The sequence below is a fragment of the Bacillus sp. 03113 genome (assembly GCF_006546985.1).
Lineage (GTDB): Bacteria > Bacillota > Bacilli > Bacillales > Cytobacillaceae > VATK01.
Window position 1 is genome coordinate 1 of sequence record NZ_VATK01000038.1, and the last position, 12,097, is coordinate 12,097.

The window sequence follows — 12,097 nt, forward strand, 5'->3', positions numbered from 1 at the left end:
TTATTCTACCAAAAACAAATAAACTGTGAAGTAAAAGCCGTACGCACTTTTACTTACACAGTTTATATTACACTCCCCCCGTAAGAAAATCATCTAAAGATGTTCTTACGGTTTTTTGCTTGATCGAAGGTTCTAAAACAAATAAAACTTTATTCGTTTTGTATAAAAGGATGCACTAAAACATCCATTTTATTAGGATATTTTTTCTCAATATGATGCTCACCCCATACACAAAGCTGGTCTAAAACTTGTTGCAATGACCATCCATAGTCTGTTAAGGAATACTCTACTTTAGGTGGTACTTGTTGATAGATTTTTCTTAAGAGAATTCCATCTTGCTCTAATTCACGCAGCTGTTGAGTCAGCATTTTTTGAGTAATCCCAGGCACAAGTTTTTTTAGTTCACTCGTTCTCTTTGCTCCTTTAACTAAATGGCAAAGAATAACTACCTTCCATTTTCCGCCTATTACTTCTAATACGGCTTCAATAGGGATATTAAATTGTTTCATTGAAGCACTCCTCCTAAATGAATAGTAAAGTCACTATTGCACCTTAGGAAAAGCATTACTCTGCATGCGTACTTTTAATTGGTTTGTAATTCATATCGTAACACTATACATTTTAATTTTCCACCTATATACCATCTAAACATTATTCATTCTTAATTAATGTAGGGCTTAAACAAAGTTAGTGTAGGGAAAAAGACCAATCGTTTTAGGATGTTAACAAGAATATGAATGTTTTTTGAAAATCACTATTGAAAAGAAGAGCGATACGATTGCTCTAAATGTTACTAAAAAGTACCTATGATACTTAAAAGTACGTACTTTTCATAAAAGATAAAAGCGCTCATAATGACTTACAGATGCATAACGCATCAAAGGATACGTTACTAAAAAGTACCTATAGCACTTTTTGGTGCCTGCATTACTAAAAAGTGCGTACTTTTAATTTTGATTTGTATGATTCATACTAACTTCTTGTAAGAGGCAGATAGATGACTGTAATTCAGCCCAACGTTATTCAAAAATTATTTTAAGGAGGAATTATTCATGGATTCAGTTGCTCAACAAGCACAAACAAGTACGAAGAAGGGTGGAACACCTGCCCTTTTAGCACTAGCGATTAGTGCATTCGGAATTGGAACGACAGAATTTGTACCAGTTGGATTATTATCATCGATTGCTGATGATTTAAGTATTTCCATAACACTGGCAGGAATATTAATTTCAGGATATGCATTAGGGGTTGCTTTCGGGGCTCCAGTACTAACAGCTTTAACAAGTAAAATGAGCCGTAAATCATTATTAATGTTATTGATGGTGATCTTTATTGTTGGGAACTCAGTTGCAGCACTATCTACAAGTTTTAGTTTACTGTTAGTAGCTCGAATTGTTACAGCCTTTGCACACGGAATTTTCTTCTCAATCGGTTCAACGATTGCAGCGGACCTAGTCCCTGAAGATAAGCGTGCAAGTGCTATTTCGTTAATGTTTACAGGATTAACCATCGCTATCGTCACAGGGGTTCCGCTTGGAACATTTATTGGTCAGCATTTTGGATGGAGAGCTACCTTCTGGTGTGTCGCTTTACTAGGATTAATTGCTATTATTGCAAGTGCCATTTTAGTACCGAGAAACTTAAAACAAGCACCACCAGCCAAGTTCAGTGATCAACTAAAAATTATTACAAACGGCCCATTATTATTAGCCTTCGCTATCACCGCATTAGGTTATGGTGGAACATTTGTTGCATTCACATATTTAGGACCAATTTTAGAAAAAATCACCGGTTTTGCACCAGGTGCAGTTAGTATCTTGTTATTAGTATACGGAGTCGCAATCGCGATTGGAAACACAATTGGTGGAAAAGCAGCAAATAAAAATCCATTAAAAGCTTTATTATGGATGTTTATCATTCAAGCCATAGTCCTTATTATCTTTTCGTTTACTGCACCGTTTAAAGTAGTAGGTGTTATTACGATTTTCTTAATGGGACTGTTAGCATTCATGAATGTACCTGGACTTCAAGTACTTGTTGTGAATTTAGCTGAAAAATACGTTCCATCAGCGGTTGATGTAGCATCAGCTATCAACATTGCTGCATTTAATTTAGGAATTGCAATTGGGGCATTCGTTGGAGGATTGATTGTTGAATCAATCGGTCTTATTCATACACCATGGATCGGTGGTTTAATGGTAATAGGTGCGGTCTTATTAACACTGTGGAGCAGTTCTTTAGAACGTAAACCAAGTTAACAGTCAAGAGGAAAGGAAGATAGAAGTGGATGTAACGATTCAAAAAGAAAGAAGAAAGAAAAGAAATAAGAGTTATGTCTTAGTGACCACTACTTTGACAATATCAGGTCTTTCACTAGCGTTACTATCTCGAAAGTTCTTCAAAATTAGGAGGGGAGAATGGTGAGTATTTTCTCCAATCACAAAGCTTACAATCGAATGTATCAAGAAGGGGAGATGACACTAGGTCTTCATATCCCATTAGAAAATTATCAATTTTCCACTCCCACCTTAGATAAGCAAGTAGAGTTGTCACAGTTGGCAGAAAAATATGGTTTTACAAGTCTTTGGTTCCGTGATGTCATCCTGGATGATCCTAATTTTGGAGATCCTGCAGTAGGGCAAATCTATGACATGATGATTTATTTAACGTATTTAGCTAGTCAAACGAAGGAAATTGCTCTTGGAACATCAGCGATCGTTTTGCCTTTACGTCATCCGCTGCGTGTAGCAAAAGAAATTTCGACAATTGATCAGTTATTTCCAGAACGTGTCATTATGGGTGTATCTTCGGGTGACCGTCGGGCAGATTTTCAAGCATTAGGGATTTCTCATGCACAAAGAGGACAGCGTTTCGTAGAAGCGTACGACTATCTACAAGATGTACTTTATCAAGAATATCCCAGTATTCATTCGATGATGGGAATGATTGATGAAGCGAATCTTGTTCCAAAACCAACAAAGCGAATTCCTACAATGATAACTGGCTATTGCCAGCAAACAATGGAATGGTTTGCGGAGCACGGAGATGGCTGGATTTATTATCCACGGTCACCGCATCTGCAAGAAGAATCTATTAAACATTGGCGTGATTTAGTAGCACAGTATCATCCGGGTGTATTTAAACCATTTTCACAGCCCATGCACTTAGATTTAGCGGAAGATCCAAATGAAATGGTCACGCCAATTCGTCTTGGATTCCGTGCAGGGCGAAATGTTTTAATTGAAATATTGAATATTTATAAAGAGATTGGTGTCAATCATTTATTTTTTGCTCTATTTGATAGTCATCGACCAGCAGATGAAGTAATACATGAATTAGGAGAAGAGGTTGTTCCTCATTTTCCGGCTAATGTGGGGGTTCGAAATTGAAGGGTATAGGAATAAAGGAATATGGTGGGAAGGCAGTACTGGAAGAGGTTTCGTTTCCGACACCTCCCCTAGCTTCCGATGAAGTATTAATAGAAGTAAAAGCATCAGGAGTAAATCCAGTGGATTGGAAGATAAGAGAAGGGTATTTGAAAGATTCGCTACCATACGAACTTCCTCTTATTCTAGGATTAGACGTTTCTGGGATTGTCAAGGCAATAGGCGATCAAGTTCAAAACTTTCAAATAGGAGACGAAGTATACAGCAGGCCTGATATTCATCAGCATGGAAGCTATGCGGATGAAATCATTGTAAAAGAAAGGCTTGTGGCAAGGAAGCCTAAAAATATAAGCTTTGAAGAAGCTGCTTCACTGCCATTAGTTTTTTTAACTGCATGGCAGGCTCTTGTCGATGCTGCTAGAGTAAAAGAGGGTCAAAAGGTACTTATTCACGGAGGTTCAGGTGGAATTGGAACCATTGCTATTCAAATAGCAAAGGCACTTGGAGCAACCGTTGCAACGACTACAAGTAAGAAAAATACTTCTTTTGTGAGTTCATTAGGTGCAGATATTGCAATTGCCTATGATGAAGAAGATTTTTCACAAGTATTAAATAGTTATGATGTGGTATTTGATACGCTAGGTGGACAGATTTTACTAGATAGCTATAAGATTTTAAAAGTTGGTGGGAAATTAGTTAGTATTTTTGGTGGTCCAGATGACCCTCTTCCTCATTCAGACTTAGCTAATAAGAAACAAGTATCAAGTAAGTACGTCTTTACAGATCCGAATGGAAGACAACTTGATATCCTCACCCAATATATAGAAGCTAAGAAGCTGCATCCTGTTGTTTCTCATATTCTGCCACTAACAGTAGATGGGGTAAGGGAAGCTCATCGGCTAAGTATGACAGAAAGAGTAAAAGGGAAAATAGTATTAAGTACGATATGAAAAAATAACATTATTCTCTTAAACTAATGAGTTGCTTGTAGTTAATTAATTTTATTTAGAAATGGTCAACTTTATTAAAGGGGGATACAGGGTGGATTTAACAAATAAAAAAGTCCAAGTGCGTTTTGAAACAGGATACCAATTTGATCTTGTGTTTCTTGAAAAAAATGCAATGGAATGGACATCTCTTGCAAAGGAAACGAAGGGTCAACAAGCTCGTGAAAAGGTGACCATTTACTATCCTACCAATGAGTATGCAGTCATTAACTAGGTAGAAGGAGATGGAAAAGCAATTAGTTATTTTGTTAATTTTAATAAAGAATCCGTCTATGCTTTTTTAACCTGGTCCAATGAAAATGCATATGGAAAAAGAGAGACTTTTCATCATAAAGGGACATTTAAAGTGATCTAAGTAGATATTTAAAATGAATGAACTAACATTTCCAATACCTCATCCAACATGATGAGAAAAATATAATAATGATAATGAGGAGAGATTTTAAAATGAAAAGCTTAAAAGATACAGTAGCGTTATCAAATAATGTGCAAATGCCATGGTTCGGACTAGGAGTATTCCAAGTCGAAGATGGTCAAGATGTCATCAACTCTGTTAAAGCAGCGATAAAAAATGGCTATCGCAGCATTGATACAGCAGCTATTTATGGCAATGAAGAAGGAGTAGGTCAAGCGATTCGTGAATCGATCGAGGAATACGGTGTAACTAGAGAAGAACTATTTATCACATCAAAGGTGTGGAATGCGGATCTGGGTTATGAAGAAACGATTAAAGCCTATGAAACTTCTCTAGAAAAACTAGGTTTAGAATACTTGGATTTATACTTAATTCATTGGCCAGTGGAAGATAAAATTGTCGATGCTTGGAAAGCACTTGAATCATTATATGAAAATAAAAAAGTTCGTGCAATTGGTGTATGCAACTTCCAAATTCATCATTTAAAAACAATTATGGAGAATGCCAAGGTTGTTCCAATGCTGAACCAAGTGGAAATGCATCCTAAGTTATCACAAGAAGATTTACATGAATTCTGTAAAGAAAATGGAATCCAACTTGAAGCATGGGCACCATTAATGCAAGGCGGTATATTTGAAATGGAGCCGTTAAAAGTGCTAGCAGAGAAATACAATAAATCAATCTCTCAAATTGTTCTTAAATGGGACCTGCAACGCGGTATTGTAACGATTCCTAAAACAGTTAAAGAACATCGTATTATCGAAAATGCCAATGTATTTGATTTTGAACTTTCTACTGAAGACATGGAAACAATCAATCAATTAAATGAAAATCATCGTGTCGGTCCAGACCCGGATAACTTTGATTTCTAAGGATTTAGAATCTAAAACGTACAGGATTCAAGCAGTCATTTTATTGTGACTGCTTTTTTGATTGGCAAAATGAAAATTTTAAACGAAACAAAAAATTATATATAATAGATATTGACCGTGTTGTGCACCCCTTAGTTTATGATAGTGATGGGAGCGAAGAAATGTACAAAATTAGTGATTTTGCTGAAATGACAGGATTAAGCAAGGAAACTTTACGTTATTATGCAGAAGTTCAATTAAAAGCATCAACAAACGTATCGAGAAGGGAAACGCTTGGAAACCTATATTGTGGAAACATTAGCGTATGAAGATGTTGAGGACAAAAAACTGAAACAAATTAGCTTTGTATTAGGAAAGGCATTTGAAATTAATTTGACCTTTACTTTGATTAAAATTGATAATTCACACACGAAATTTATATATAAGGGACAAAATAAAGGTGTTAATTTTGTAGGACGAGCAATGTTGAAGCTTGGCAGTCAGAAAAGCAACGAAGATGTGGTAAAAAAATTTATGGAAAAGGTTGAAGAAGAAGCGTTGAAAATTTAGTTATTTTGAAAGTGGGCTACTAATTTATATAGAGTAATTATCATCTTATCAGAGGAAAACATTCAAAATAAGTTATCAGTTTTCAGGGAAGAAAGCTCTAATTTCATCTGATAAAATCGCTGTGTCCCATGGATGCCAATAATACGTTTGTCCATCAAATTGAACACCATATTTATAGGCAATTGGCTCATCCGTATACAAAACAATATCATACATAGTAGGGTCACTATTTTGGGTTTTAGATTGAAAATCTGAGCTTTCTTTACTGCTCCTTAATATATGTAAAAAGGGAGTTACTTCATCTGGATTATTCAATTCTGAGATCATTTTTACATCCGACATATTTTCATAAATTTCGATTCGTTTAACTTTTTCAATCGGCATATCTTTAAAATGCCATTGATATTCTGAATCATCTCTCGAATAATAGACTTCATAGCCATTAATAGCATGTGTAGACTTTACAGCGATTAAATTTGAATGCCCTTTAATTGCAAAAATTTCAGTTCCTTTCTCATGGAAAGCAGCATCCCCATCTTTTGTTTTATAGTTAGGATTATTTACATGATCAGCGACTTTAAACTTAACAGTACCTATCTTCTTGCCGATAAATTGTTCATCGGCTAAAACACCTGAATAAATCCCATTATATTCCTTTCCATTCCATTTAATAAAGTCAACCCAATCAATTGTTGTTTGACTGCCAAATGGCATCGAACTACAGCTTGTTAATGTAAATAATAGAATGATAATCATGCCTAATGTTCTCATTTCATCACCTCGCCAATAAATTAGACGAGTATTTTTGTTACTTTGTTCCATCTTACTTCATTTTTAATATATATAGCTCTTTATGAGTTATTATTTGAAAAAGTAATTATTTACCTTGGAAAAATGGTTTGTTATGCTGATTTAAACGATGATTGTAACTTAAGGAGGAAATACCAAAATGGCTGTTGTTCAATTTTACAGAGATAAAATACTACCTTTTTTCGAAATTAAAGTTTGTGATACTAAAGATCTATTTTATCAAAAACATTATCATGAAGAATATTCAATAGGTTTAGTTGAAAAAGGCACGACGAATTTTTGGTGTAACGGAAAAAATATTCCCATCCGTTCAAAAACAGTTGTTCTAATTCCATCAAAAATGTTGCATTCATGTACCCCTAATCTTTCAAAAGAATGGAAGTACAAGATGATATTCATACATCCTGAATGGCTTCATTCGGCATTAGATTTATATAGAGAGGGAAATAAGAAAGAATCGATGATTGATGTTCCATTTCTCTTGAACAATAGGATGTTTGAGCAGGTAAATCACCTTATTAAATGCTTAACGAGTAAAACAACTCCATTGGAAAAAGAATCTCAAATGATACATACCATACATCAGTTATTTGAATATGAGAAGTGTATAAAAATACCCCTAAAAAAGAAAATGTACGAAGGCAAGAATCTTAACGCTATTAAAGATTATTTACACGGCCATTATAAGGAAAATATTACATTAGATACCTTATCTAGACTATCTGGGTTGAGTAAATATTATTTTCTTCGTTTATTTAAGGCTAAATACCATGTTCCTCCGCATACGTATCAAATCATTTTAAGAGTGAATTTTGCTAAAAAAGAAATTAAAAAGGGGAGACCCTTTACTGAAATAGCACAGGAAGCAGGATTCTACGATCAAAGTCATTTTATAAAACAGTTTAAACGTTATGTAGGGACAACCCCAGAAAAATATTGTGAATCGGTAAACTACATTTAGGAGCAATTTTTTACAATCTTCTATCTTTAGTTACAGTTAATCTTTAAGAATAGAGACAATAAGAAATGAAAAGTTTGTATGAAGGAGAACATTAAAATATGAAAGTGGCATACTTGGGACCTAGAGGCAGTTTTTCTGAAGAGGCAGCTACAAATTATTTCTTATATGAGAATATAGAACATTGTGTGTGTGATTCTCTTTTAGAGGTACTTGAAGCTGTAAGCGAAGGTCAAGCTGAAAAAGGGATCGTTCCAATTGAAAATTCGATTGAAGGTACAATAAATGTTATCGCGGATGGGCTGCTACAGTATAAATTACATATTGAAGGGGACTTAATTTTTCCTGTTTCTCTCCATCTTTTAACGGTAAGGGGGGGAGATTTGGATAATATACAAGAAGTTTGGTCGATTCTACCGGCTCTTGCACAATGCAGGCAATACATCAAAAAAATAGGAGTAAGGAGTAAACAATTTGATAGTACTTCATTAGCGGCAGAAACGTTACAGCTCCAGCAAAGACAAGATGTTGCAGCGATTGCTTCTGAATCGGCTGCTCGAGTATTTGATTTGAAAATTGCAAAAAGAAATATTCAAGATAATCTAGAGAACCACACTCGATTTATTGTGGTAAACAATGATAATCATATCATAACGGATCCTCATAAAACGATGTTAGTCGTGACACCTTGCGATGATTATCCAGGCTTATTAACTAATATTTTAAATGCGTTTTCTTCCCTTTCAATTAACCTTTCTTGGATTGAATCTCGTCCAACTAAGAAAAAACTGGGAAACTATCATTTTTTTCTTGAAGCTGAAGCTGGTATATCTGATCCAAGAATAGAAAAAGCGTTAGCAATTCTACATATATATGGACACGAAGTACGAGTTTTAGGAAGTTACAATACGATAAAATTATAATTTTTTTTAAATACTTAATAAAACGATAGATAAGGTGAATGTAAATGCAAACGAATGTAAAAAAGAAAAAGTGTGTACTTGTAATTGATTCTGAGCTGCCTCTTGGATTAATAGCGAATACTGCAATGATTCTTGGATATTCTTTAGGTAATTATACAGATGATTTTATGGGTAGTGATATTCTTGATGGATCTGGACAATGGCATCTAGGAATAACAACCACTCCAATTCCTGTTCTGAAGGGCTCAAAGGAAAAAATTAAAGAGCTAAGAGATAAAACAACATGTGAAGATTTTACAGATTTGATGGTTGTGGATTTTTCAAATATTGCTCAACAATGTTTAACTTATGATGAATATATAAAAGAAGCTTCCAAGCGTTTCAAAGACGATTTTGAATATCTTGGAATTGCGATATATGGTGAAAGTAAAAAGGTAAACAAATTAACAGGAAGTATGCCTCTATTAAGATAGATTCATGTTTACTGTTCAGTGAGCCTAAGAAATTCTAAGAACATCGACCTTATGCTTGTGTTTTTTAAGTGAAATGAAAGAAGATAAAATTTTTCAAGAGAATAAAGAGAATATATTCTAACAAAACAAAATAGATTATAATATTCTTTTGGGATAGGATCCAACGTTCTCTCATCACTGAAACGCACCAATTTTTTTATTAAATCTTGTTAAATCAGTCCATTTTATTATTTTTCTCCTTCTTTTGAATAAAGTTAATAAAAATGGTTGACAAAGTTTTAAAGTAGAGTTAACATTTAAAACATAGTTAACCAATCGGAATAATAAGGGTGCGATCAGATCACTGAAGGCCTTGCAATGTTTGATTCATTTATTAAACGTTGCAAGGCCTTTTTGTTTACAGATCTTATTATTTAAATTGGTTGGGCCACTAGACGTTAGACCATTGAAAAATAGTAGTAAGAATTTGAAGGGAGAGGAAAACATTTTGGCTCATAATTTTTTAGTTCATCACATTGGAGATTCAGTAGGAGTCGCTATTAAGGATATTGAGGCTCAGCAAGAAGTTCAAGGGGTATACCTTGAGAATAATTCAACGATCTCGATCATAGCAAAAGATTTTATACCTTTAGGACATAAGATAGCCATAACTGACATCTTAGAAGAGGCTGAAGTAATTGAATACAGAGAAAGAATTGGTCTTGCAACTCAAAAAATTCAAAAAGGGAAATACGTTCATACACATAATGTAAAAACGGCGAGGTGGTAATGATGGAAAAAACAATTTGGGGTTATCGTAGAGAAAATGGACAAGTAGGAATTCGCAATCATGTAGTTATTATGCCAGTCGATGATATTTCAAATGCTGCAGTTGAAGCAGTGGGGAAAATAGTACCAGGTACTTTGCCAATTCCTCATGCTTATGGACGTTTACAATATGGTCCTGATTTAGAATTGTTTTTTAGAACAATTATTGGAAATTGCTCAAATCCGAATGTAGCTGCAGTCATTGTCATTGGAATTGAGCCTAAATGGACAGAAATCATTGTAGAAGGCATTAAAAAAACTGGAAAACCTGTAGCTGGTTTCTCAATTGAACGATACGGTGATTTTAAAACAATTGAAAAAGCCTCACGAGTTGCACAAGAATTTGTACAATATGCTTCTGAAATCCAACGTGAACAAGTAAACTTGTCTGAAATTTTAGTCAGTATAAAATGCGGAGAATCAGATACAACGACTGGATTGGGATCATGCCCAACTGTTGGGAATGTAGTTGATAGATTAATAGACGCAAAGGGTACTGTCATTTTTGGTGAAACATCTGAGCTCACCGGTGGAGAACATTTAATAGCAAATCGTTGCGCAACAACAGATGTAAGAAATAAATTCTATCATATTTATAATAATTATGTAGGTGAGATCGCTTCAAAAGGTGTGGATTTACTTGGCAGCCAGCCTACAGAGGGAAATATTAGAGGTGGACTAACAACGATTGAAGAAAAGGCTCTAGGAAATATTGAAAAAACGGGTACAAAACAAGTTGTAGATGTATTAGAACCAGCCGCTCGACCGACTAAACAAGGCTTGAATTTTATGGATTCCTCATCTGCAGCAGCAGAGTGCATTACTTTAATGGCTGCTGGTGGAGCAGTAGTACACTTTTTTCCAACTGGACAAGGAAATATTATTGGAAATCCGATTGTTCCAGTCATAAAAATATCTGCAAATCCGATTACTGTTAACACAATGAAAGAACACATTGATGTAGATGTAACAGGATTACTAAGCAGAGAATTTACGCTCACAGAATCCGGAGATTTGTTGTTAGATCTATTAATTAGAACAATTAATGGGCGTTTTACTGCCGCAGAAAGCCTTGGCCACAAGGAATTTGTATTAACTAAGCTTTATCGAAGCGCTTGATTGAGGTGAAAAGATGAAAATCATAATATCTGAAATGATGAATGCTTCGGGAATCACTTATTTACAATCTATAGGAGATGTAGAAGTAATTCCTGATCTATGGAAACGAAAAAAGGATTTACTACAGAAAATCGTTGATGCAGACGCTCTTATCATTAGAAATCAAACGATCGTTGATAAGGAGTTATTAAGCGCTGGAGTAAACTTAAAAGTAATCGGAAGACTTGGAGTAGGACTAGATAATATTGATTTACATACCTCAAAAGCACTTAATGTAAAAATCATTTCAGCTAAGCATGCAAACTCTGTGTCTGTGGCTGAGTATGTGATGACGGCAATTCTGACCGCTTCCCGTTCCATACTAAAAGCAAATGAGAGTGTGAATAAAGGTCAGTGGAATAGGTCTCTTTTTACGGGAAATGAAATCTATGGTAAAACATTAGGACTCATTGGGGCTGGTGACATTGGACATAGACTTGAAAAAAGAGCTGCTGCATTTGGAATGAAAGTTGTAGGATATGATCCATATATAATGGATACAGATTACCCATTTGTAGAAACAGGAATTGCTAAGGCTGATTTTGAAGAAGTCTTATCACTGGGAGATTTCATTAGTATTCACACTCCACTAACGAAAGAAACCAAATCTCTTATTAGCACAAGAGAATTTAGCTTGATGAAAAAAAGTGGAATTATTATTAAGTAGGGTAAGTACCCGGCGCCTTGCTTAGTTACCTAAGTAGGTTTCCAAGAACTCCCCTCCAAACCGTACGTACTC

15 protein-coding genes are annotated in these 12,097 nt (G+C 34.9%); 13 read left to right on the top strand and 2 right to left on the bottom strand.

Translation table 11 applies throughout. The features are described 5' to 3' along the window. Positions 1 to 149 precede the first annotated feature (149 nt). Entirely contained in the window at positions 150 to 509 is a 360-nt protein-coding gene (locus tag FDO66_RS20510) for a winged helix-turn-helix transcriptional regulator (RefSeq protein ID WP_141434512.1), read from the bottom strand. A 543-nt stretch (positions 510 to 1,052) separates the two neighbouring features. Between FDO66_RS20510 and FDO66_RS20515 the strand changes: the two genes are divergently transcribed. The 7 genes from FDO66_RS20515 to FDO66_RS20545 all read left to right on the top strand — a co-directional run bounded on the left by FDO66_RS20515 (position 1,053) and on the right by FDO66_RS20545 (position 6,229). Further along, entirely contained in the window at positions 1,053 to 2,258 is a 1,206-nt protein-coding gene (locus tag FDO66_RS20515) for an MFS transporter (RefSeq protein ID WP_141434513.1), read from the top strand. Positions 2,259 to 2,417: 159 nt separating this feature from the next. Further along, the gene (locus FDO66_RS20520) at positions 2,418 to 3,389 is read left to right on the top strand and encodes an LLM class oxidoreductase (RefSeq protein ID WP_395939826.1); all 972 of its coding nucleotides are present in this window, start codon (positions 2,418 to 2,420) and stop codon (positions 3,387 to 3,389) included. Beyond that, a complete protein-coding gene (locus FDO66_RS20525) occupies positions 3,386 to 4,336 on the top strand; it encodes an NADP-dependent oxidoreductase (RefSeq protein ID WP_141434514.1) in 951 nt (316 codons plus the stop codon). Before FDO66_RS20520 ends, FDO66_RS20525 begins: the two co-directional genes overlap by 4 nt. A 91-nt stretch (positions 4,337 to 4,427) precedes the next feature. Continuing rightward, on the top strand, positions 4,428 to 4,607 hold the full coding sequence (locus FDO66_RS20530; protein ID WP_141434515.1) for a hypothetical protein: 180 nt from the start codon (positions 4,428 to 4,430) through the stop codon (positions 4,605 to 4,607). 233 nt (positions 4,608 to 4,840) lie between these two features. Continuing rightward, complete coding sequence (locus FDO66_RS20535) at positions 4,841 to 5,680, top strand: aldo/keto reductase (RefSeq protein ID WP_141434516.1); 840 nt, start codon at positions 4,841 to 4,843, stop codon at positions 5,678 to 5,680. A gap of 161 nt (positions 5,681 to 5,841) precedes the next feature. Further along, on the top strand, positions 5,842 to 5,988 hold the full coding sequence (locus tag FDO66_RS21380) for a MerR family DNA-binding transcriptional regulator (RefSeq protein ID WP_258535816.1): 147 nt from the start codon (positions 5,842 to 5,844) through the stop codon (positions 5,986 to 5,988). Next, complete coding sequence (locus tag FDO66_RS20545; protein ID WP_258535817.1) at positions 5,969 to 6,229, top strand: hypothetical protein; 261 nt, start codon at positions 5,969 to 5,971, stop codon at positions 6,227 to 6,229. Before FDO66_RS21380 ends, FDO66_RS20545 begins: the two co-directional genes overlap by 20 nt. A gap of 75 nt (positions 6,230 to 6,304) precedes the next feature. On the opposite strand, the gene FDO66_RS20550 is transcribed toward FDO66_RS20545, so the two are convergent. After that, complete coding sequence (locus FDO66_RS20550; protein ID WP_141434517.1) at positions 6,305 to 7,000, bottom strand: hypothetical protein; 696 nt, start codon at positions 6,998 to 7,000, stop codon at positions 6,305 to 6,307. 178 nt (positions 7,001 to 7,178) lie between these two features. Here FDO66_RS20550 and FDO66_RS20555 point away from each other — a divergent pair, with 178 nt between their 5' ends. From FDO66_RS20555 to FDO66_RS20580, 6 genes are all read left to right on the top strand, one after another. Next, positions 7,179 to 8,000 carry an AraC family transcriptional regulator gene (locus FDO66_RS20555; protein WP_141434518.1) on the top strand — a complete coding sequence of 274 codons (822 nt, stop codon included), beginning with the start codon at positions 7,179 to 7,181 and terminating at the stop codon, positions 7,998 to 8,000. Positions 8,001 to 8,098: 98 nt separating this feature from the next. Next, positions 8,099 to 8,920 carry a prephenate dehydratase gene (pheA, locus tag FDO66_RS20560; RefSeq protein WP_141434519.1) on the top strand — a complete coding sequence of 274 codons (822 nt, stop codon included), beginning with the start codon at positions 8,099 to 8,101 and terminating at the stop codon, positions 8,918 to 8,920. A 44-nt stretch (positions 8,921 to 8,964) separates the two neighbouring features. Continuing rightward, entirely contained in the window at positions 8,965 to 9,393 is a 429-nt protein-coding gene (locus FDO66_RS20565) for a DUF2000 domain-containing protein (RefSeq protein ID WP_141434520.1), read from the top strand. Between the two features lie 487 nt (positions 9,394 to 9,880). Then, the gene (locus tag FDO66_RS20570; protein WP_141434521.1) at positions 9,881 to 10,162 is read left to right on the top strand and encodes a UxaA family hydrolase; all 282 of its coding nucleotides are present in this window, start codon (positions 9,881 to 9,883) and stop codon (positions 10,160 to 10,162) included. A 2-nt stretch (positions 10,163 to 10,164) separates the two neighbouring features. Next, positions 10,165 to 11,319 (top strand): UxaA family hydrolase, encoded by a 1,155-nt coding sequence (locus FDO66_RS20575; protein ID WP_141434522.1) that lies wholly within the window; start codon positions 10,165 to 10,167, stop codon positions 11,317 to 11,319. A 34-nt stretch (positions 11,320 to 11,353) separates the two neighbouring features. Further along, a complete protein-coding gene (locus FDO66_RS20580) occupies positions 11,354 to 12,025 on the top strand; it encodes an NAD(P)-dependent oxidoreductase (RefSeq protein ID WP_181444691.1) in 672 nt (223 codons plus the stop codon). Positions 12,026 to 12,097: the final 72 nt, after the last annotated feature.